Genomic DNA, 608 nt, shown 5'->3' with positions numbered 1-608 from the left:
AATTACAAGGAAGCCACCAAAAATATTGACTTCAAAAAGTTGCCGGAAGCAGCACAGGAAGCACATAAAGAGTTCGATTCATTTGCCGATTTCTACAATGAGGATAAGGACATTAAAGAGATGTTGGATAATCATTTCAAAATCGTTGAACCTTACCTAAAGGATTCTGAAAAGAAAAGCCCTGCACCTAAGAGAGTACCAGCGAAGAAGAAGACCGCTTCGTCACAAAAATCGACAAAAAATGTGACCAAGAAAGCTGCACCAAAACGAACAGCAACAAAGAAAACGGCAGCACCCAAAAAAGCACAACGAAAACCCATCGAGGTTGATTTAATGCCGTTGGAGATTAAGGTAATCAGGCGTTATCTGAACTTCCACAATAAGAAGGTTACAGAACGTCAGGTATCGCTTTTGTATAAGGTGATTCAAAAGGCAGCTACCGAAAAGACCATCCGCAAAACAAGCAAGTACGCCTCTGAAATAAAAAGTATCAGCAATGACTTGATTAAGACCTACAAGGATATGAATGGTACTTGCAAGTTTGAAGTTCCGGATTCATTGTACACGAAGCTGAAAAAGATAGTGGATGACTATGGTGTTACTCCGGC

1 protein-coding gene is annotated in these 608 nt (G+C 40.3%); it reads left to right on the top strand.

The annotated features are described in order from the left end of the window. On the top strand, positions 1-608 hold a 608-nt coding region (locus tag J1N10_RS21020), incomplete at both ends, for a hypothetical protein (protein ID WP_262328688.1).

Origin of the sequence: Carboxylicivirga litoralis (assembly GCF_025499605.1) — a bacterium.
Lineage (GTDB): Bacteria > Bacteroidota > Bacteroidia > Bacteroidales > Marinilabiliaceae > Carboxylicivirga > Carboxylicivirga litoralis.
The sequence above is the reverse complement of the archived record's forward strand: the minus strand, read 5'-3'. Positions and strand labels throughout refer to the sequence as shown.